Annotated in this window: 16 protein-coding genes; 12 read left to right on the plus strand and 4 right to left on the minus strand. The window is 27.9% G+C overall.

The genetic code is table 4. The annotated features are described in order from the left end of the window. Positions 1–56 precede the first annotated feature (56 nt). Positions 57–8,465: an ABC transporter permease gene (locus tag VBM89_RS02670; protein WP_323188709.1), complete on the plus strand. Its 8,409-nt coding sequence runs from the start codon at positions 57–59 to the stop codon at positions 8,463–8,465. Beyond that, the gene (locus tag VBM89_RS02675; RefSeq protein ID WP_323177717.1) at positions 8,465–9,418 is read left to right on the plus strand and encodes an ABC transporter ATP-binding protein; all 954 of its coding nucleotides are present in this window, start codon (positions 8,465–8,467) and stop codon (positions 9,416–9,418) included. Before VBM89_RS02670 ends, VBM89_RS02675 begins: the two co-directional genes overlap by 1 nt. Before the next feature lie 134 nt (positions 9,419–9,552). Here the strand turns inward: VBM89_RS02675 and lysS are convergent, their stop codons facing one another. Both lysS and VBM89_RS02685 read right to left on the minus strand, forming a co-directional pair. Next, positions 9,553–11,016, minus strand: a complete 1,464-nt coding sequence (gene lysS / locus VBM89_RS02680) for a lysine--tRNA ligase (protein WP_323188710.1) — start codon at positions 11,014–11,016, stop codon at positions 9,553–9,555. 221 nt (positions 11,017–11,237) lie between these two features. Beyond that, positions 11,238–11,774: a hypothetical protein gene (locus VBM89_RS02685; RefSeq protein ID WP_323188711.1), complete on the minus strand. Its 537-nt coding sequence runs from the start codon at positions 11,772–11,774 to the stop codon at positions 11,238–11,240. 61 nt (positions 11,775–11,835) lie between these two features. Here VBM89_RS02685 and VBM89_RS02690 point away from each other — a divergent pair, with 61 nt between their 5' ends. Continuing rightward, entirely contained in the window at positions 11,836–12,450 is a 615-nt protein-coding gene (locus VBM89_RS02690) for a ribonuclease HII (protein ID WP_323188712.1), read from the plus strand. 56 nt (positions 12,451–12,506) lie between these two features. Here VBM89_RS02690 and VBM89_RS02695 read toward each other — a convergent pair whose 3' ends face one another. Then, complete coding sequence (locus VBM89_RS02695; RefSeq protein ID WP_323188713.1) at positions 12,507–12,872, minus strand: hypothetical protein; 366 nt, start codon at positions 12,870–12,872, stop codon at positions 12,507–12,509. Between the two features lie 91 nt (positions 12,873–12,963). Here VBM89_RS02695 and VBM89_RS02700 point away from each other — a divergent pair, with 91 nt between their 5' ends. From VBM89_RS02700 to rplS, 8 genes are all read left to right on the plus strand, one after another. Then, entirely contained in the window at positions 12,964–13,518 is a 555-nt protein-coding gene (locus tag VBM89_RS02700) for an inorganic diphosphatase (RefSeq protein WP_323188714.1), read from the plus strand. A gap of 504 nt (positions 13,519–14,022) precedes the next feature. After that, positions 14,023–14,820, plus strand: a complete 798-nt coding sequence (locus VBM89_RS02705; protein WP_323188715.1) for a GNAT family N-acetyltransferase — start codon at positions 14,023–14,025, stop codon at positions 14,818–14,820. An 83-nt stretch (positions 14,821–14,903) separates the two neighbouring features. Further along, the gene (locus VBM89_RS02710) at positions 14,904–15,704 is read left to right on the plus strand and encodes an energy-coupling factor transporter ATPase (protein WP_323188716.1); all 801 of its coding nucleotides are present in this window, start codon (positions 14,904–14,906) and stop codon (positions 15,702–15,704) included. Then, positions 15,695–16,942, plus strand: a complete 1,248-nt coding sequence (locus tag VBM89_RS02715) for an ATP-binding cassette domain-containing protein (RefSeq protein ID WP_323188717.1) — start codon at positions 15,695–15,697, stop codon at positions 16,940–16,942. Before VBM89_RS02710 ends, VBM89_RS02715 begins: the two co-directional genes overlap by 10 nt. Beyond that, on the plus strand, positions 16,942–17,967 hold the full coding sequence (locus VBM89_RS02720) for an energy-coupling factor transporter transmembrane component T (protein WP_323188718.1): 1,026 nt from the start codon (positions 16,942–16,944) through the stop codon (positions 17,965–17,967). Before VBM89_RS02715 ends, VBM89_RS02720 begins: the two co-directional genes overlap by 1 nt. A gap of 121 nt (positions 17,968–18,088) precedes the next feature. Continuing rightward, the gene (rpsP, locus tag VBM89_RS02725) at positions 18,089–18,337 is read left to right on the plus strand and encodes a 30S ribosomal protein S16 (protein ID WP_257089094.1); all 249 of its coding nucleotides are present in this window, start codon (positions 18,089–18,091) and stop codon (positions 18,335–18,337) included. Then, positions 18,337–19,023, plus strand: a complete 687-nt coding sequence (gene trmD / locus VBM89_RS02730) for a tRNA (guanosine(37)-N1)-methyltransferase TrmD (protein WP_323188719.1) — start codon at positions 18,337–18,339, stop codon at positions 19,021–19,023. The genes rpsP and trmD overlap by 1 nt, the downstream gene beginning before the upstream one ends. Beyond that, complete coding sequence (gene rplS / locus VBM89_RS02735) at positions 19,013–19,369, plus strand: 50S ribosomal protein L19 (protein ID WP_257089090.1); 357 nt, start codon at positions 19,013–19,015, stop codon at positions 19,367–19,369. The genes trmD and rplS overlap by 11 nt, the downstream gene beginning before the upstream one ends. Before the next feature lie 76 nt (positions 19,370–19,445). On the opposite strand, the gene ligA is transcribed toward rplS, so the two are convergent. Then, positions 19,446–21,590, minus strand: coding sequence for an NAD-dependent DNA ligase LigA (gene ligA, locus VBM89_RS02740; protein ID WP_323188720.1), 2,145 nt, complete (start codon positions 21,588–21,590; stop codon positions 19,446–19,448). Between the two features lie 131 nt (positions 21,591–21,721). On the opposite strand from ligA, the gene VBM89_RS02745 reads away from it, so the two are divergent. Continuing rightward, the gene (locus tag VBM89_RS02745; RefSeq protein WP_323188721.1) at positions 21,722–22,867 is read left to right on the plus strand and encodes a trigger factor-related chaperone; all 1,146 of its coding nucleotides are present in this window, start codon (positions 21,722–21,724) and stop codon (positions 22,865–22,867) included. Positions 22,868–23,087 lie beyond the last annotated feature (220 nt).

Genomic DNA, 23,087 nt, shown 5'->3' on the forward strand with positions numbered 1-23,087 from the left:
AAAAATGCTTTATAATTAATAAATTAATTATAAGTAAATTTTTAAAGGTGGATTTTATGAAGAATTTGTTTAAAGAAGTCTTTAAGTCATTATTTAAAAATAAAGCTACTGTTATAGGGTTAACTATCCTTGTATTTTTAACAGCAGGAGTTTTCACTGTTTTAAATGATGCTGCTAAATCAATGAAGCAACAATATGAAGCTGCTAAGAAAAAATCAGTTTCACACAATATTACAATCGATTTAAATCTATCAACAAATGCGAAAGCATACAATGATGGATATTTTGTTAACGGACTTTCTAAATCAGATTCACTTGTTTACGAAAATAAAAGTGTTTATGATAAGGGAATTAACTATATAACGGATAATTACAAAAAAGAAGGTTATGTAATTGACTTAACAAGAATTACAGATTCATTTATTCCATTAAGTTTATTTGTTGATGAGGAAAAATATAAAGACAAATATATTGATAGAGTTGACTTTATAAAAATCTACAACACTTATGACTTCAAGAATGAAAACGCAAGTTCATTAACATTGGATTTTGATAAAGCTATCAAAACAATGAGAATGAAAACTGATTTCATTGTTAACTTATACAAAAAAGAAAATGACTCATATTCACCTGTTACAACACAAGTTGTTTTAAATTTAAATGACCACTTTGTGCTTGATAAAACTTATAAATTAGAAGATATTGGATACATTACAACAGATACTGAAAGTAATGTTATTCTTTCTCAAGTTAAAACTTTATTCTTAAATATTGTCACAAAAGAAGCTACTTTTGACGTTGTTAAAGGTAAAGAATGAATGTATGAAAGAGTTTGTTTAAGTGTTGAACCAGCAACACTTGCTGTCAAACTTGGTTTTGATAAATATCAAGGTAACAATTACATTTTCATCCTTAATAAAGATAAAAACTCAACTTTAATTAACATTCAAGATGATGCTAAACCAACTGATGTTGTTAATGTTGAATTAAATACAGAATTTGATTATTCATCTTTATATGACGAATCAAGAACTTTAGACAAACCGATTCCATTTGTTTTTGAAACAAATCATACTTACAACATTCCTTTAAAATGAGCTGCAAAACAAGAGGAATACACATATTACCAAAGAAAAGTTTATGAATCAACATATGTAGATCCATTCAAGAAAAACTGAGATGGAGCATATGTTACATTTATGGAGAATTTAATTAAAGGAAACAATGGTGAATTACCATCAGAATTTAAAAAATTCTCATATTGAAACAAAAACTCACTTAAATACTTTATCCACTTTGATGAACAAGGTGTTTTAAAAGAAAACAAAGAGTTAATTTATGAGAACAATTCAGTTCTTACATATGATTTAACATACAATGAGCAACTTAGATTAGCTGATTTATCAGACCAACCAGGTTATTTAGATAGAGACTTTGCTATTAAAGAAATTATTATTAATGACTTAAAAACTCTTATTTTAAAAATTTATAACTTCACAAGAAAAGAAGTTGACAACCACCCAGAGTACAAGAGTAGAGTTCCAGAAATTGATGCGATAGCTAACGATGTAAACACAAGATTGCAAACTGCATCAATTAACAAATCACAATCAGTTCCAGAATTAACTGATATTTACAACAAGTTACTTAATGATGTAAGTGCTATTGTTCCAAACAATGTTTTACTTTTACCAGTGTTAAATTATGAAAAGAGAACGAAGATTCCTAATTATGCAGAATATGCATTTGATGGATATAAAACAATTGCTCAAATCGAAACATCAAGAGATAGATTAACAGAAGAAGAATTTGAAAAGTTATCTAATAAAAGAATCTGAGATATCACATTCACAAAAATTAAAAATGGTGCTTTAGATATTGTTAAAAAAGATATCTACAACCAAGTTTCAGAAAAAGTTGGTGCAGATAACATAGGTATCAAGGAATCAATCACAATTGATGCATTCGACACATCTAAAAATGAAAAATTCGTATATCACTTTGTTAATACGGGTGATAATGAACAAAAGATTGATGGAATCAAAAACAATGTAAATAAACTTTTCAATGAAATTGATAATCCAACAGGTTTATTTAATCTTTATTCAAATGTTGATGGTTATTTCAAAACTAGAGAATTACCATATTATGCAATTCACAAGATTTTAGGTGAAATTATTAACAACGTCATTCCATATGAAAAATACGTTTCATTAGATATGACATATGGACAAGTGAAAATTTATCAAAACTACCCAGAAACTAAATTATTTGAAGTTTGAGATAGATCGAAAATTTACAAATTAGCAAAATTTGTTGGATCAGAAAGAGATGCACAAGGTAATTTATTACCTGATAGCGACTTTAATCAATTTGCTGAATTAGGAATTACTTTCGCTCCATCAAGAGAACAAGATACATACTACATAATTAAACCTGTTTATGATGCTAATAAAAAGTTACTTTACTGACAAAATGTTTCATTATCAAGAAAAGGTGTTTCTGAATTTGATAAAGAACGTTTATCAACTGGTAGATTAACTTGAGAAGAAACAGATTCATACTTAGAAAACAATAAATTGACATTAATGGCAAAAATCAACCCAGAAGGATGAGTTGAACATAGTAATGAATTTGATAACGTTGTTTACTTACCTTTTGGTTATAGAGCTCCATTAAGTGATGTTTTAAATGAAGCGGCTACACAACAAACTTTAAATAAAGCTTTTGAAAATATCCAAAAAGTATTGTTAGATAGCGATTTAACAAAACAAGGATTTTTAACTAAAGACATTATTTATGCATTTATTGAAGCCACAGAATATTCAGCTAATATAAATAAATTTGCAACAATTTTCTCATCAGGACGTATTGATTTAGGGATTATTCCTAAATTGTTCCTTGATTTCCTTTACAAGTTATCACACAATGTAAATGGTGATTATGCAAACAAACTTATTGTTAACTTATTTACAAACTTAAGAAGATTTATTGCACAAAAAGATACTCTTGAAGAAAGAAAACAATATTTGACTGAGCAAATCCAAAAATTATTTAATGTTTTAAATGTACTTGGTGTAGAAATTCCGGTTAAAGTGGGGACTTTATCAAAATTTATTAAAGATCCTGTTGTTATGCTTGATTCAATTATTGGAATTATTGAATCAGTTAACTTTGTTAAGTTCACAGAGCAATCAAACAACTTTTTCTTAAATGAACATGATCATTTAGTTGATAGAGAAATTACAAAAGCTGATGGAACTAAAGAAATTGTTAAGTACGTAAGAAAATTATCAACGCTTGAATTAATTGAATGATTTATTAGATCAGTTGATCAAAAAGCATTCAAAACGCATTTATTTGACTTATTAGACAATATTAACATTGCCTTATTAGCTGATGTTAATGATCAAACTAACCCATTATATGACGTATTTAATTCATTTATGCCTCAACTTAAACCTATTTGACAAATTATTAACTTGTATCCAGGTTCAGCTGATAAATCATTTAAAAACGTTATAGATTGAACTAAGTATGTAATTAACTTATTTGATTTTGACATCTTTATTGATGCTGTTTTAAGTAAAAAACAAATGTTCTACACTGAACATCAAAGTGTAGATAGAGTAAACAAATATGCGACATCAGGAGTTGGATCAAAAGACTTTATTTATGCACTTATTAAATCATTATTTGCATTACCGGGTTCAAATAAATCATTTAAAGAATCAATAATTTCAATGTTTAACCTTTCAGATAAAGGGACAAATATTGAAATTGATGACAACGGATTATATTTAACAATTCCAGTTGCAGATGATGAAAAATTAGACTACTTTGACCTTCTTAACATCTTTATATCTCCTCAACCTTCTTCAACAACTGAAGCAGGAGCAAATACTAGTACATCTACATCAACTCAAAATTCGTTAAGTTTATTTGACAAACTTTACAACTTTGTTCACTCATACAAAGTTAGATTTGAAAATTGAAATGGAAACACAGTTTCACTAACATCATTCCCATCATCAGAAACAAATGATGCTATGGGTGTATTTGGATTTACTAAAGACAAAAGAGAAATACCTTTAAGTGAAGCTAAGCAATTAATTAATGAATGAATTCAAGTTCTTAACTTAGTTGTGCAAACAACTTCAAATGTTAAATTACAACCCAACTTATCAATTGGAGATATTTACAAATACTTTGCAGAATACAAGCCAATTGAAAACAATTCAGTTCATTCATTAGTTCAAGAAGCTATTAAGAAATTCTTAGATATTTCCAACAAAAATAATGACCCATTCTTCTATGTGAAAGAAGCATACCCATTATTCAAAGTTTGAATGAAAATGTTTGATAAATCAGTAAACGCTGACAGTGTAAAAACTAAAGAGTTTGCTCTTGAATTATTAAAATTAGCTAACAATTCGGAAATATTATCTGATTTTAGTTCATTTGATTTAATTCAACCATCATCACAAAACATTGTTTCATTTGAAAAAACGGGATTTGGTATTACTAAATCACTTGCAAATACTTTAAAACTTAAAGAAATCTTCTTTGCAAAAGATGAACAAGGTAACTATACAAATTCATTATTAGCTGAATTAATTAAAAAATTCCCTGAATATAAACAATATGTGCAAGATAATGAGTTAGAAATTATTCAATCATTTGCATACATTGCGACAGCTGAGTTATACGGTAAATTCAACCCGGAACACTTCAAAGATGTTTACTTATCAGAATTTACAAACATCGATTCAGTTGTGTTAGAAAACTTAATTAAAGGTGTATTTTCAAACGAATTATTTGTAAAACACTTTGATACATTTAACATTTACTTAAGTAACTCAATTAATGAAATTCCAGTTGTTAGATTAGGAATTTCGGATGCATTATTACACCCATTAACAATTGTTAAACATCCTGAAGTTGCAGTTTGATTCTTAACAAACACAAACAACCTAGGAGACAGTGGTAAGAATAAAGCAAATATTGCTTACTTGATAATGGATAAGATTATTAACTTCGAGGAATTAGCTAGAAATGATGTTGAATTAAGTGAATTTATTAGTTCATTCGAAAAAGGAAAACCTGTGTTTGCAACTATTGGTAAAGAATGACTTTTAAATGTTGCTTTTGACAACGAAATTATTCAATACTGATATTCAAAAGTTGGGAACAACATTGAAAATTATTCACCATTTGGTGTAAACATTATTAAACTTATTGAAGATGTTTTAAACACAATTACAGGTGTTAACAAATTAGATAACACACTTAAATTTGACCAAACAAGTTCATACATTGCAAAAGTTAACTATGTATGATTAGCTAAAAACAACAAGAAAATTTACGATGGTGAATTGCCAAATAATCCAATCGGAATGGTTGAATTAATCAAAAATCTTCCTGAGGATTACAAAATTAATGTAAATGGTTCAGAATTTATCATTATCGGTGACGATTATACATATGACAATATTTATCCAGTTGTGGATGAAGCAAACTTACAAGTTAATACAAATAACCAAGCTATTGTTTATGTTAACTCACAAGGGTTTGACAAAATTGCACAAGCTTACAGAGGAAATGTTGTTAAAGAATACTTACTTGTTAAGAATTCAACAAACTTAACAAATGAAGACCTTAAACAAGAATTAATTCAGGTTGTTAATAAAGCGACAAATAACTCAAATGATTTACCTAGAGTTTATCTAGATGATGAAATTGATGGAATTAACCCTGAACGTGCAATTAGAATTACTGCAGTTAAAAACTTCATTAAAGTAATCGGTTTCGTTTCAAAAATCTTATTATCTATCTTAATTACATTAGTTGCTATCTCAATTATTTTCATTATTAAGAGATACATTACAAACAAAAACAAGGCTATTGGTATTTTAGTTTCTCAAGGTTATACACCATTAGAAATCTCGTTATCAATGACTGTGTTCGCGTTCTTTACAATCATTATTGGAGGTATCGCAGGATACTTAACCGGTTTCTTAATACATGCTGAAGCTGTTAAGTTATTAAGTGATTATTGAGCTATACCGATTCAGACGCTAAACTTCTCAATAGTTTCATTTGGAATAAACATCATATTACCACTTGCAGCTATGTCTATACTTATTATTGTTGTTTCAATTCGTTCATTAAGATATAAATCAATTGACTTAATGAGTGGAATAACAGAAGTAAGTACAGGTGACTTCCATGCTAAATATGCAAACTTATTCAAGAAGAGAAATATTAAAACTAAATTTAGTGCTTCGTTAATCTTCCACAGCTTCTGAAAACTGGCATCATTTGGTATTTCAATCATTTTAGTTGCTATAACTACATTGTTCGGAATAGCAACCTTTGGTGAATTTGAATCATCAATTAGAAAAACATATAAAAACAGAAGTTACAATTACAAATTTGACTTAAGAACACCTACAATAGAAGGTGGTGGAATTAATCTGTTCACAGCACAAGATTTAGAAAACACACTTTATGTACCTGTTGGAGATATTGCTGAAATTAACCAATATCAAAGCGATTACTTCAAACCAGGTATATCAACAGCTGTAAATAAACTTGCAATCAAAAACCCTGATGGAACTACATCATATAGATATCCAAACGGAAATCCTACAGATTTTGATGGACACGTAATTTCACAATTCTCAGTTAACATTAAGATTGATTCATCAGTTTCAATTGATCCTTGAGATCAAGTTTACAATTCATTACCTGACTCACAAAAATCAAGAATTACATCAGTAAGAAATGAAATTGGTAGAAGACTTGAAAGAACACAACCAAACTTACATTACAAACAAGATGGTGATAGAAAAATTCTTGATATGACTAAAATGATTGAGTTAGTTCAAACAGGAACAGTTTCAGGATTCTTCCGTTATGTAGAAAATGAAACTAGCCCTGAATTAGGTAAATTTGTTTATCTTCAAGCTAACAAAAATAAAACTGATTTTGATGAAATAATAATTTCGACATCAGCTTATAGAGATGAATATAGAGAATTCTTAATCAATGGATACAAACAAATCTATAAAGAAAATGGTAAGTTATTAAAACGTAATCCTAATGCATCAGTTGTAAGTGACTTCTTAGTTTCATTTGGTGGCTTATATTTTGACCCTGAATTTGATGAGCTTTATACATACGTAGATGCAAATCAAATTAAGAGAGGTAAAATCAAGAACGAAACTATTAAGTTATATGGTTACCAAGAAGATTCAAAACAAATTAAGATTAAATCTACTAGTGGAGAGGATTTACTTAAATTAATTAATGACGAGTTTAGTCAAAACGGATTTGACGTTGACAATAAACCTATCCCACTTATTATTAACGAAGTTTCATCAAAAGCATTTAACTTATTAGTTGGATCAAAATTTGAAGTTGTTGTAAACAATAATGTAAATAGATTCAAAGATAAGATAAATGAATATTATGAGAAATTAGTTGACCCTGAATATAAAGAACCAGAGAGACAAACTTACAAATTCATTGTTAGAGGTATAAACCCAACATATATTAATAATGAGTTTATTATTCCTAAAAAAGCTGCTGATATACTTACAGGATTAGATAAAGTTAAACATAACCCTAAATATGAAGTGTTTAACGGTATTATGTCTAAACACCCATTACCAATGCAATTATTATCATCAGCTGGATTATATTCAAACAGTGGTTACTGACCGGCTATCCAATCGTTCGACACATCTACTTTAACAACTAAATATCTTGAAGATATGTTTGATGCATTATTTGGATCAAAACAAACAGTAGATAACTCAACAATCGATGGAGTAATGAGTACTTTAGGATATTCAGACTTACAAATTGCTAAATTTATAAATCCTGAATATAAAGAAACTGAAAGTATTAAAGATAACTACTTATTAGCAAGAGCTAATGCAGAACAATACATTAAGAAGTTTGCTAATATATTCAATAACGACTTATATATCCCTATGGCTAATACTTTAGATTCTAAAGTTATTGAAGTAGGTTACACAATGTCTATTGCGCAAACAGTTCAAAAAATTGTAACTATTGTAACAATCTTAGCATTCATAATTTCTATAGTTATATTGGTAATCATTTCAACAATTCTTATTGGAGAAAATGAGAAGAATATAGCTATCTGATCAATCCTTGGATATAATGAAAAAGAAAAAATTAAGATTTTCTATGGAATTTACTTACCATTTATTCTTATATCTATCTTAATAGCTATCTCATTAGCATTTGGATTTATATCAATCTTTAGTGGTTTCTTAACATCAGCTGCATCTATTGCAATTCCTATTGTTATTTCACCTCTAAACATATTAGTGACAGTATTAGTTATTCTAGGAGTATTCTTAGTAACGTCAATATTATCTTGAATCGGAATTAACAAAGTTAAACCAATTGATTTATTGAAAGGTAAATAATGGAAAATAAAAACGTAAATGTAAACAATGACACAAATAAAGACACTCAAGAAGTTGTTGTTTTAACTAAAAAGACATCAGATGTAAAAATTACAAAGAAAAATGTATTTGACATTCTTGATGCTGATGGTGGAAGTAACAAAGTTGTATTAGACAGATCAATTGCTAGAGTTATTAGAAAAGCTTCAAACAAAAAGAGATCTAAAGATGGTAATGAAAAACTTAAAAACACAGGTAACGCAGTCATAGAAGTTAAAAACGTAAGTAAGTTTTACTTATCAGGAACTACCGCTACTAGAGTTTTAAAGAATGTTTCATTAACAATTAACAAAGGTGAATTTGTTATGATCTTTGGTAAGTCTGGAGGTGGAAAAAGTACATTACTTAACCTTATAAGTGGACTTGATAGACCAAGTAGAGGACAAGTTATTGTATGTAATCAAAACTTACCTTACTACTCAGATTTCAAACTTACTTTATTTAGAAGAAAACACGTTAGCTTTATCTTTCAAAATTACAACTTATTACAAAATCTAAATGGTTATGACAATGTTGAAACAGGTGCTTACTTACAAAAAGATAAAAGCAAAAGATTAAACATTGATAAGTTATTTGAAGAATTTGAACTAGAAGATGTTAAAAACAAATATCCATCACAAATGTCTGGGGGACAACAACAACGTATTTCAATCCTACGTGCATTGGCTAAAAATGCTGAAATCATTTTCGCTGATGAACCTACAGGAGCACTTGATGATGCTACTTCAAAGATTGTTTTAAATTACTTATATGACATTAATAAAAAATATGGTGTTACTATAGTTATGGTTACTCACAACCCTCTTATAGCACCAATTGCTGATAAAGTTTTCACAATCAAAAACGGAAAAGTTGCTAACATCACAGTTAACAAAACTACAAAACATCCAAAAGATATTGACTGAAAAGAATAATTAATTATGTTGAATAATACTTACCACAAAATAGTGGTGAGTATTTTTTTATACCTTGGAGACTATGGAATAAGTACAATTGGACTACAAAAAGTATAATAAAAAACAGACTTTAAAAGTCTGTAATTTAAATACTATTTACGTTTCATTGTAGGGAATAAAAGAACATCACGAATTGAATCTTTTTCAGTTAACAACATTGTTAATCTATCGATTCCAATTCCACATCCACCTGTAGGAGGCATTCCGTATTCTAATGCTTCAACGAAATCTCAATCAATGTCACTAGCTTCATCATTTCCATTGTTCTTTTCTTTTAATTGGTCTTCGAAACGTTCTAATTGATCAATTGGATCTGATAACTCAGTGTACATATTTGCATATTCTTTTGTGTTAATAAACAATTCAGCTCTTTCGACGAATCTTGGGTCTTGACCTTTAGCAGTAAGAGGAGAAATTTCTAATGGATGTCCATATACAAAAGTTGGTTGTATTAATGTTTTTTCAATAAGCTCTTCAAAAAGTTCATTAATAATGTGACCTAATTGATGGAATTTTTGAATTTTAATACCATATGATTTAGCAACCTCAACAGCTTCATCAAATGAAATGTTTCTAAAATCTTTACCTGTAGCTTTAGAAACAGCTTCAACCATATCAACTCTGTTAAATGGTTTTGCTAAATCAATTTCAACGCCTTTGTTAATAACTGTTGTTTTACCTAATTTAGCTGCAACTCTTTTAATAAGTTCTTCTGTACGTTGCATCATTCCTTCAAGGTTTGAGTAAGCTTCATAGAATTCAATTGAAGTGAATTCAGGGTTATGAGTTGTGTCGATTCCTTCGTTTCTGAAAATACGACCAATTTCATAAACTCTATCAACTCCACCAACTAAAAGTTTTTTAAGAGGAATTTCAGTAGCGATTCTAAGAACAAATTCTTGATCTAATGCATTGTGATGTGTTTTAAATGGACGAGCAGAAGCACCTGATAAATAATCGTGTAAGAATGGGGTTTCAACTTCCATATATTCTCTTTCATCAAAGTATCTTCTAATTTCACTAATGATTTTTGTTCTATTTCAGAACACTTGCATTGATTCATCATTGACAATTAAATCAACATATCTATGTCTATATCTTTCTTCAACATCAGCTAATCCATGGTATTTATCAGGAAGTGGTTTAAGAGCTTTTGTTAAAAGTTTAATATTTTGAACTTTAACAGTAACTGCGCCTGTGTGAGTTTTCATAACATTACCTTCAACATAAATAATGTCTCCTAAGTCTAAAGATGATACTAACGCATTAACAGATTCATCATGTTCTTTTTTGTTGAAGTAAGCTTGAATTTTTCCGTGGTAGTCTTTGATTAAAATGAAAGGTCCACGCATTGTTAAAATTCTACCTGCAATAGCAACAGAAACTGGATTTTGTTCTAATTCTTCTTTAGATACATTTTCATATTTAGAAGCTAATTCATCTGAATATGATCTTTCTTTTAATCCATCTGCTTTTGCAAAAGCTTCAATATTATTTTCTTTGTAAAAGTTTAATTTATTACGTCTTACTTGTTCTTGTTCTGTGTATTTTGTCATATCTTTTACTCCATTAATAAATATGTTTAAAGTATACCACTAATATTAAAAATATTAGTGGGGTAATATTAGAAACATAACTAATAAAATATTGATAGCAACACACTTCTTTTTATGGTGCTATAGAAATTATTTGATTTGAATTTCATTGTCTAAAAAACAAAAAACTATCGAAATAGGCAGTTATTTCAAAGTAAAATCCTTTTATAAAATGGTTGCTTTTAGATTTTATCTTCTTTTACTTTTCTAGCTGAAATTGTCACGTGTTTCGGACAAGTTAACATTTTTTGATCTGGTGTGAATTGAACATATAAAACATTCTCATTATATTTACGGTCATATTTAACAGTTCCTTCAGGTCTTAGAAATTCTAAATGAACTAAAGGTACATTAAATACTTCTCTTTGTTCTTCAGGAATTCTTAAATCAACAATTGGGTAAATTTCTACTGAACCACCTCAAAGTATGTTGTTTTTAATCATATCTTTTTCTTCTTGAGGGAAGAATTCATCAACCTGTTTAAATGAAGTTTCTAAAACTTTATCTTGTTGTTCATAAGATAAAGTTTTAAATTGTGGATCTTCAGCTAACTCTTTTCTCAACACTTCTTTATACACTTCAAAGTCTAATAAATATTTTTGCTCTCTAACCATTAATTTGAGAATAATATCAAATGGAACTACATCAGCAATTGTTCCAAAAGCATATCTATAATCTTTATTGCACATATCACAATGTGCTGTAACTAATGAACCCATAATATCTCCTTGTTTGGAATAAAATCAATATATTAATTATATTTAACTTTATAATTTACTTATGTTAGATTTTGAAAAGAATTATTGAGACAAATACGATGTTATTATTGGTTTAGATGAAGTAGGAAGAGGTTGTTTAGCTGGTGAGTTAGTAGTTGCTGGTGTGATTTTTCCTAAAGGATACTCAAACAGCAAAATTAAAGATTCTAAACAGTTAACTGAAAAACAAAGAGAAGAACTTTATGAAGAAATAGTCAACGATTGTGTTGAATATATCATTGAAGTTAGAAATCTTGAACAAATCAATAATTCAAATCCTAAAAGAGAATCAATTTTAGGTATGGAATCTATTGTTAAAAAACTTAAAAACAAACCTGATTTAATAATTACAGATTATGAAAAATTAAATTTAGAAAACTATGAACAAATTAATTTAGTTAAAGGTGATTCAATTTCAATTTCAGTTGCTGCTGCTAGCATTTTAGCTAAAGTTACAAGAGATAGAATGCTTAAAGAATATTCGAAAATATACCCTGAATATGATTTTGAAAATAACAAAGGTTATGGGACTAAAAAACATTTAGATGCTTTAAATGTGTTTGGTCCAACTAAAATACATAGAACTAAATATAAACCAGTTGTATCATCATACGAAAAGCGTAGAAAATATAGATAAATTGACTAGGATAACCTAGTTTTTTTAATAAAAAAGCACTTAGAAAAACTAAAGTGCTAGAAATAATCTATTTCATATTTTTTAGCTAATATTGAGCTTCCAAAACTAAAGATTGGGCCAAATACACAGGCTAAAATATATAATACTGCTATTACAATATCATCTTCTGTTTTTCTGTGAAAGAGTCTAACAATAGCAATGATTTGTAAAAACATTAATATTATGTGAAGAATAAATGTAATCGTTGCTATGATTGAGATAATTATTTTTATTCTAGCAATTCATTCTGAATAATAATAGTAACCTTGTTTTTGTATCACAACAGCTGATCATATTATGTAAATAATGGCTACAGAAATAATAAATATTCAAATTAATGATAATCAGAATATTGGGTTCGTATAATATTTTTTGTTTTTCATATATATCCCTTCGTTTTTATCTATATCCTTATTGTAAAAAAAAAAAAAAAGCAAAGTAGAAAGTGAAATATTTTTGTTTTATAATATGACTATGAAAAAAGAAGTGCAAATTAAAATTGAAATTCAAAAAAACTCAAGAATCAAGTATGAATACAACAGAAAAACAGGACAAATTGAAGTAGATAGAATCTTACGTGAAGATTTTGTTTACCCTTGCAACTATGGTTTCATTCCTGAGGCATTAGACTGAGATGGAGACGAACTTGATGTATTATTATATTCATCAGAACAATTCATTCCAGGTTCATTGTTAAATGCAAGAATTATTGGTGCTATGAAAATGATCGATGACGGTGAAACTGATACAAAATTAATTGCAGTTCACGCTGATGATTACAGATTAGATCACATTAACTCATTATCAGACTTACCAAGACCATTTTTAGATACAGTTAAAACATTCTTTAGTACATACAAAAACTGAAAACGTCCAGGAATTACATCAGTTGATGGATTTGAAGATGTTGAATGAGCTATTTCTGAATATGAAGAATGTGTTGATTTAATGAACAAATATGGTTCAATGGATAAAAAAGAATTCATTGAATTAATGAAACAAAAACATCCTGAAAAATATGTTGCTTAATTAGATAATTTTCTATCCCTTAAGGGATAGATTTTTTTATTTCTTAACAAAAAAATTTTGTGAAAAAAAGTTAGATTTTAATGAGAAAAATAGTAAAAAATTAACTTTTTACAAAATAGAAAGGAAAATATGAAAAAAGTTTTGTTTTTAAATAGTGTAATCTTTCGTTTAAAGAAAACTCTTGCTTAAGTAAAGTTACAAATAATGTTATTAAGTATTATCAGAACAAATTAGGGATAACAAAATTTGGTGAAACAACAAAAGTTAATTCAACAGTAATATTGCAAAAGAGTGCTACCAATCGGTTCAATCCCTCACGAAGAAGTTTTAGAAGCTATTAGATTATATGATGAAGAAGTCGCGCCAATTGTTAGAGAATACATTCAGAATAAAGATAATTCAAAAAATTAAGCACATAATTGTACCTTTTTCTACACTCTACAAGTTATAAAAGTAAAATTCATAGTGATATAATTAACTGAAATTTGTCAACTGAGGAGTTTTATGACTTTAGACTTATTAATGGAAGAATGATTTGTAAATAATTACTATATTTTTCTATATGAAAATGACTTACTAGAAAATAAATTAGAAAATAGTGGTTCCATTACCTATTTCGAAAATGGATTGGTAATTAACACTTTTAGAAATGATGCATATTCTGCATTTATATCTAATGTAAACTACAAAAAAGAAAATGTAGAGAAAATTATTAATTTGCTTTCAGTTTTTTCACCAACTGTGATAACTTATGGTGATGCTTGCTTGAACTTGATTCATCAGATTAGTAATCTTAATAATTATGAAATTTACAATCAAACTATTGCTGCATTAGATAAAGATGATTTTGTTTTTAGTGAAGCAAAAGAAGAAGCGTTAGATAAAAAGATATTAATTAAAAGAGTTGATTTATTTGATTTTGACGAAATCAAAAAATTCCTCGAAGAAGAAAATTTTTATCCAAACTCAAGAAATCATTGAGTTGATTCTTATAAAAAATATGTTCTAGAAAATAACTTAAATTATGGTTATATAGCTTTAAAAGATAAAAAAGTGATTTCTCACGCCTGTGTTGTTTATACAAATTCTAAAAACGCAGCAATTTGAGGAGTAGCAACAAATCCAGAATTTAGAGGTCTAGGTTTAGCTTCGCATTTAGTTTCACTACTATGTAAGGATATATTAAATAACAACCTTGAACCACTTTTATATTACACAGAAGAAAAGGTTGGTAACTTATACAAAAAGTTAGGATTTAAAGATAAAGCACAATATTTTATAGCTTCAAAAGTGGAAAATTAGTTAAATAAATTAAATTTATTTAAAAATAATAATTTTGTATAAGAAAGCTATCAAAATATTGCTTTTTTATTAAAATTATATTTATGATTAAGGTAGATAACATTACATTCAGATATAGAGAAACAGATACTCAACCAGCATTAAAAAATGTTTCTTTTTCTATTGAAAAGGGTGAGTATGTTGCTATATTAGGGCACAATGGTTCAGGTAAAAGTACTTTGTCAAAAGTACTTGTAACTTTACTTAAACCTCAAAGCGGTTCAATTAGCATTGATGGAATTGAATATTCAAAAGAGAACTTACTTAAGATTAGAAAGAAAATTGGGATTATTTTTCAAAATCCAGATAACCAGTTTGTAGGTTCTAGTGTTGAAGATGATATTGCATTTGGATTAGAAAATAGAAACGTTCCACATGAAGAAATGCATAAGTTAGTTAAAAAATATGCAGCAAAAGTTGATATGGATAACTTACTTGAAAGAGAACCTGAAAGCTTAAGTGGTGGTCAAAAACAAAGGGTTGCTATTGCTGCAATTTTAGCTTTAAATCCTGATGTTATTATTTTCGATGAAGTTACATCAATGCTTGACCCAAAAGGTAAATCAAGTGTTATTCAAATAATCAAGGAAATTAAAGAACAAAAAGATAAAACCTTAATCTCAATTACACACGATATGGATGAAGCAATTTTAGCTGATAAATGTTTAGTTTTTGCTAAAGGAAAATTAATTGCAGCTGGCTCACCAAAAGAAATATTAAAGAACCAAGAAATTATTGAAATAGCGAAAATTGAATCTCCATTTATTTACAGAATGAGCACAATGATTAATGGAATTGAACCAACATACAATGAAAGTGAGTTAATAGAAGAAATATGCAAATAAAAGTAAAAAAATTAACTCATACATTTAGTGTAAAGACACCTTGAGAATTTACTGCATTAAAAGATGTATCTGCAACAATTAAGCAAGGTGAATATGTTGGTATTATTGGTGCTACCGGTTCAGGAAAGACTACATTAATCGAACATTTAAATAGATTACTAGAACCTACAAATGGAGTAATCGAATGAGTTTATAAGGATAATATTAGAAGAACGTATGGCTATGAACTATCAAAACTATTAGTTTCATTAGACAAAAAATATTCTGATAAAAATGATCCTAAATATAAAGCAGAACTTAAAGAAAAAAGTGCTCAAATTAAAAAAGAAATTAAAGCTAATGATAAGCAAATTAAAGAGTTAGAAAAAATCTATAAAAAAGAATACAAGATAGCTTACAACAAATTTAGTGAAGAATATAGTCAGCATCAAACTGAAAGAAAATCAAAACTTAAAAACAAGTTTAAATTTTCATTTAGTAAAGAAGTTGAATTGTTCAAAAATGAATTTGATGCTAACTCTGAGACATTAAAGAAAATTAATGAACTTAAATATGTTGAAGATTTTGTGACTCAACAAACCTACAAAAACAAAATCAAATCATTAAGATCTATGCCTAAAAAAATTAGACAAAGAGTTGCTATAGCTTTTCAATTTGCAGAATACCAGTTATTTAAAGGAACAATAATTGAGGATATTGCATTTGGTCCGATGGCTTATGGTGTTCCAAAAATTAAAGCTTATGAAAAAGCTAGAGAATGTTTAAAACTTGTAGGATTAGGTGAAGAATATTTAGAAAGAAGCCCTTTTGAACTCAGTGGTGGACAAAAAAGAAGAGTTGCTCTTGCTGGAATTCTAGCAATGGAACCTGATTTCTTAGTTGTTGATGAACCTACGGCTGGACTTGATCCTCAAGGTGTTGATGAAATTTTAGAAATTCTTAATAACTTACATAAATCAGGAAAAACTATCATCAATGTAACTCATGATTTAGATAACATTTTAAAATACTCAAAACGTATTTTGCTTATGAAAAATGGACAAATTGTTAATGATGGTGAACCTTATGATGTTTTAAATGATGTTGAGTTTTTAAGGGAAAACAATCTTCAACCACCGCATTTATTAGAGTTTGCTAATAAATTAAGAAAAAGAGGTGTAGATATACCAAAAGTAACATCAGAAGAACAATTGGCTTTCTATATTAATAAACATATGGAAAGTAAGAAGGGAGTGTAATGAAAAGTGTATTTGGACGTTACATTCCAGGTGATGGATTTTTATATAAATTAGATCCTAGATTTAAGTTACTTATGGTTATTGTTTATATTGTAATGGTGTTTATGGTTAGATATTTCATTGATATGGTTATCTTACTTTTACCTCTTATTATTATCTATATTTACACAAATAAAAGAGTAAGACCATTACTTAAAATGCTTAAGTTACCTATCTTTGTGTCTGTTGTAATTTTTGCAGTCAACTTGTACACTATAACAAATGAAACAGTACATAATGATGTTGCTAATATGTTGAGCAAATCATATTTAAAAGATCATCAAGATGTAAATAGGTTAGCTCAAGCTTACTGGACGAATGGATTCTGAAGTTTTAACACTTCAGCAAGCAAAACTTTTTATAACACAATAATAGACACAAATGGTGTGTTATCTGTTTTTAAAGGCGAACACTCAAATGCTCTTATGCAAAAAGTTCAATATGGTGTTTCATTAGATAATATCAATAAAACATTGAGTTTATTTTTAAGAATTTACACAATGATTTTAATCACTACATTGTTAACAAACACAACAAGACCAATATTATTGACAAAAGCAATTGAAGATCTTTTATATCCACTTAAATTCATTTTTGTACCTACACACGTTATTGCGATGATTGTTTCAATCGCACTTAGATTCATACCAACATTAATTGATGAATCAAATAGAATTATTAAAGCACAATCATCACGTGGGGTTGACTTCAAGCACGGTAATATTAAGGAAAAAATTGATGCATTTACCACATTGATTATTCCTTTATTCGTTTCATCATTCTCAAAAGCTGAAGATTTAGCTAACTCAATGGAAACAAGAGGATATGATCCATATGCTAAGAGAACTAAATATAGAAAAATTAAACAATCTTGAATTGATTTAATTTCTTTATTAGTTATATTAGCTATATTATCATTCTTAATCGTAAATATTGTGTATCCAAATTACTTACCATTTGGGTACATTGCAACAAGAATTATTTAATTTTTAGGTCTATAAATCATACGTAAAAAAATGCGTGTGATTTATTTTTTTATATTATAATATATCTAAATTTATACAGCTGTAAAGCACTAGCGCTTTACACTTAATTAAGGAGGTAAAAATGGTTAAAATTAGATTAAAAAGAATGGGTGACAAGTTCAGACCAGTATACAAAATTGTTGTAGCTGACGCAAGATCACCACGTGATGGTAAATTTATCGAAGCTTTAGGACACTACAATCCATCTTCTAAAGAATTTGTTTTAAACAAAGAATTAACTGCTAAATGATTAAAACAAGGTGCACAACCTACAATTACTGTTGCTAACTTATTTAGAGCTCACAAATTAACTTCAGAACTTAAAAAATAATGAAAATTAATTTTCTTACTTTATTCCCTAGATACTATGAACCTTTTGTTAATGAAAGTATTGTTAACTTAGTTAAAGAAAAAGGACTAGTGGAATTTAATGTGGTTGATTTCAGAGACTTTTCTAAAGATAAACATAGAAAAGTTGACGATGAGATTTATGGTGGTGGTCACGGGCTACTTTTACAAGTAGAGCCAATTGACTTAGCTTTAGAAAGTTTAGAAAATAACGGTGGATATAAAATTTTAGTTTCTCCACAAGGTAAACAATTCACTCAAGAAATAGCAGAGGAATTATCTAAAAAGGATCAAATTACTTTCATCGCCGGAAGATATGAAGGGTTTGACGAAAGAGTGCTTAATTTTGTTGATATTGAATTATCAATAGGTGATTATGTACTTACAGGAGGAGAGTTACCATCAATGGTAATGGCTGACAGTATTATCAGATTACTTCCAGGAGCCATTAGAGATGAATCACATCAAAATGAATCTTTCCAAGGTAGAGGTTTATTAGAACATCCACAATATACAAGACCAAGAGAATACAAAGGTTACTTAGTACCTGAAGTATTGCTTAATGGAGACCATAAGAAAATTAAAGAATGAAAAGAGCAGGCTAGTTTAGAAAAAACTAAAAAGAATAGACCTGACCTTTATGAAAGGATAATTAAAAATGAGAAATAGATTATTAGAGTTAGTAGAACATCCACAATTACGTACAGACTTACCTGAATTCAAAACAGGAGACAATGTTAAAGTTCACGTACGTATCCGTGAGGGTGAAAAAGAACGTATTCAAATTTTTGAAGGTTTAGTAATCAGTAAAAAAGAATCAGGTACAAGAGAAATGTTCACAGTTAGAAAAATTTCTTACGGAATTGGTGTTGAAAGAACATTTCCAGTTAACTCACCTTTAATCGCACACATCGAAGTAGTTCGTTCAAACAAAGTTAGAAGAAAAAGACTTTACTACATGAGAAATCTTAGTGGAAAAAGTGCTCGTCTTAAAGAAATCAAAAAGAACAAATAATTTAATCACAATACCTTATTACATATGAAACCAGTTATAATGACTGGTTTTTTGTATAAAAAAATAGCAACAAGTGCTATTTAATCATTTCATATAAGTCTTGCTCACTTATAATTGGAACATTTAATTTGTTTGCTTTATCAAATTTAGTTGCCCCAACATTTTCTCCAGCAACTAAGTAATTTGTTTTGCTTGAAATTGAAGATGAAACAGTTCCTCCATTTTGCTCAATGATTTTTGAAAGTTCATCTCTAGAAATTGAATGTGTACCTGTAATTACAAAAGTTTGATTTTTAAGTTTATCTGATTTAGGTTCATTATTTGATGATTTGTAAATTAACACATTGTCTAATTTTTGTATCAATTCTTTATTTTTATTATCTGAAACAAAATCTTTAAGTGATTGAACTATTTCAGGTCCAATTGAATTAATTAAAAGGTATTCATCAAGGTTAATTTCGAACAAGTCTGAAAGTTTTGTTAATTTTTCTGAAATCATTTTCGCAACTACTAGACCTATGTTTTTGATTCCTAAAGCAAATAATGCTTTATGTAATTCAACATTTTTTGCTTCTTCAATAGAAACTAAAATGTTGTTTAATCTTTTATCAGCAATCTTGATTTTAACATCAGGATTTGATGAATTTTCTTTGAAGAATTCAAGAATTTCATCAGCTTTATCCTTTAGATTGAAAATTGAATATTGGTCTGTAATTCAACCTTTATCAAAGAAGAAGTTAAGTGTCTTTTCACTTAGTGAAACAATGTTAAGCGCATCTCTAGAAACAAAGAATGATAAGTTTCTGGTTAGTTTTTCATAACAGTTTGGATTTTCACAAAATTGATCGACAATTCCTGGGTATTCAACTAAAACTGAATTACAAGAAGGGCAATTTAGAACCTTAGGGAAAATTGAATTTGTGTATTTAGTTTTTAACTCAATAATTTTAGGAATAATTTCACCAGATTTGATTAAAACAACTTGGTCACCTATGTTTATGTTCATATTAGAAATAAAATCATAGTTGTGAAGTGTTGCGTTTGAAACTGTTGTTTGAACTAACTCAACAGGGTCAAAACTTGCTACATAAGTTATTTTTCCGGTTCTACCAACTGTAGCTACTATCTTTTTAATAATTGGATATGCTTCTTCGCTTTTGTATTTATATGCAATTGCATATCTAGGAAATTTAGCGGTTTTACCTAATAAATCTCAATATTCAAGTTGATTCAGTTTAATGACAAAACCATCACAGTCATATTCAAATGAATCTTTAACTAATTCAAACTCATTAATTCTTTTGATTATCGATTGAAAATCTTTTTCTACATAGTGATATTGATGCGTAGGTAAGTTTAATGATTTTAAGAAATCAACAATTTGTGATTGTTCTTTTAAACCGTGCTCTAATGGATCGACAATATCATACATAATGATTTGAAGATCTCTCTGAATGATTAATTTACCATTTTTCTGTCTTAAAGTACCTGCTGCCATATTTCTGGTATTAGCAAAATAATCTTCTGTAGGTTCTTTTGGTTCCTTTGGAAGTGTTTTGATTTTACCATTATTGTAATCACCTAATTTAGCTAAATAAGCTGGTCAAGTTTTATTAATAAATTCAAGTTTTTTCTCTTCGAATTCTTCTTTTAATTGTTGATTAATTTCAAGGAATTTAGATTTGTTAATATAAATTTCCCCTCTTATTTCAATTGGTTTTAGATAATTAATTGTTTTAGGGATGCTTTTAATGATTAGAGCATTTTTAGTAACATCCTCACCAACTTTACCATCTCCACGAGTTACTGCATTTGCTAATTTACCATCTTTGTAAATTAATGAGATTGACAGACCATCAATTTTAGGTTCAAGATTGAAGTTAATTTGTGATGAATTTATAGGTGCTGTAGCATTTTTAATAAAATCATTAACTTCTTCTTGTGAATATGCTTTAGCTAGTGAAAGCATTGGTTTTTGATGATTATATTTAGAGAAGTTTAAGCTTGGAACACCACCAATTTTAGTTGTGGGAGAATCCTCTTGAATAAACTCAGGATACTTAATTTCAAGCTCCTCAAGTTCTCTTAATTTACTATCATAAACAAAGTCATCAACAAGTGGTTTATCAAGATTGTAGTAAGCGTGATTGAGTTTATTTAACTCATTTGTAAGCTCAATAATGTAGTCTTTTATTTCGTTTTTTGTAGCAGGTATTTTCATATTTTTAAATTATATAGCTTATATAAAGTTTTAAACAAAATAAGCAAATTAGTCAGTTATTTGCTAAATTTTCAGACACATTATTTTTATATTTGTATATAATTAAAATATTAATAGATCGAGGAGAAATTATGAAGTTCGAAATTAGAGAGTTCACAGTTGATAAAAAAGAATGATTAACTGTACAAAATAATGTTTTAAGTTACTTAGAATCAAATAAAAGAGAAGGTCAGAAAATTGATCAAAAACTTATTTTAACATCAGCATCAAATGCTTATATGGATTCAGTTAAACAAAAATTAATGGAAGAAATGAATCTTAAAGATGCAGATAAAATTGCATTTTTACCAGTTCCACAAGATGTTAAATTCACAATTGAAGATTTTTCATTTAAATTAAAAGTTTTCTATGAAGATAACCTTGAAAAATATAATTTAGATATTAAACCTGAACCATTTAAGTTATTATCAAATGACTATAATGCAAAAATTGATGAGTTTTATAACTTATTTATTTCAGGTTACAAATTTAAACTTAATGTTGATAGAGACGTAGTTGAAACTAATGATAATGTAATCATTGAAACTAAACCTGCAGATATGCAAGAAGCTAAATTTGAAAAATATCAAATTATTGCAAATCCTGAAAGTGAACATCAATTTGAAAAACAATTAATTGGTGCAAAACTAGGAGAAGTTGTTACTGTAAATTATGCTGGAAGAGACTTTTTAGTCAAACCTATTCAAATTGTTGAAATTAAAGAAATGCCAATTACTACAGAAAATGTTCATTTATTAAATATTGACCAAATTAAAAATATGGATGATGTTAGAAAATATGTTGAAAAAACTATTTTAGAACAAATTGTTAATGATTCTGTTTTTGCTTATGGTGAAAACATTTTAGGTCAATTATTAAAAGAATTTAATCAATTACTTGAAATTGAGAATGAATTAATTGAAAACGATATGAAAGAATTTAGATTTAAAGAAGACTTCGCAGGGGATAAAAGAGAAGTTGTTAAATCTACAATTATGAACTACTTCTGAACTATGCTATTCAACAAGAAGTTAGGAATTAAAATTGAATACAGCGAAATGGAAGAAGAAAGACAAAAATTATTCACTATTTTTGGAGAAAAAGCTAACCAATTCGGTGTTCAAGCAATTTCAAATATTGTTTTACTTAAAAAACTAGGGACATACTACTTATCAAAAAATGAACCTGCAGTTTTTGAAGAAAATAAAGAATACCTACAAAAGTATTTAAGTAAATAAATGTATTAAATCAAAACACCTCAATAATGACACGAGGTGTTTTTGATTTTTTATAAACTGATTACAAAATATTCTAGCTTGAACTGATTATATGTGTTTTAGTTTCACTTAAAAATTACAGTTTTTATGGCTATTTTGAAATTCTAATTATCATAAGAATTTCAGTCATATGATTTGGAATTTTTTAATTATTTAATTGATAATAATATAAAATATGTTT

Origin of the sequence: Mycoplasma sp. 1199 (assembly GCF_034863365.1) — a bacterium.
In the GTDB taxonomy this organism is placed as follows: domain Bacteria; phylum Bacillota_I; class Bacilli_A; order Mycoplasmatales; family Metamycoplasmataceae; genus Mycoplasmopsis.